Below are 232 nucleotides of genomic sequence, written 5' to 3' on the forward strand. Positions count from 1 at the left end.
CGTTTACGGAGTAAGAACAGCTGAACATATACCCTTGTAGTGATGAGAACCATTCTGCTTATCGCCTTTTTCACGCTCGTATCACTCGGCGCAAAAGCCCAGGATGATTATGAGTATAAGATGGAAATAGGCGTTGGCGCGGGTATGGTGAGCTATGAGGGCGACTTCAACGGTAGCATTGTAAAGAATATGCAGCCGTCAGCCTCATTGATATTGAGGCGCATCTTCAATC

The 232-nt window shown here is 46.6% G+C and carries 1 protein-coding gene; it reads left to right on the plus strand.

Annotated features, from left to right (window positions below):
* Positions 1 to 42 precede the first annotated feature (42 nt).
* Positions 43 to 232, plus strand: a 190-nt coding sequence (locus H6A07_RS10095; protein ID WP_204814777.1) for a hypothetical protein, incomplete at its 3' end; no start/stop codon positions are given.

Origin of the sequence: Olsenella uli (genome assembly GCF_016899935.1) — a bacterium.
In the GTDB taxonomy this organism is placed as follows: Bacteria; Actinomycetota; Coriobacteriia; order Coriobacteriales; family Atopobiaceae; genus Thermophilibacter; species Thermophilibacter uli_B.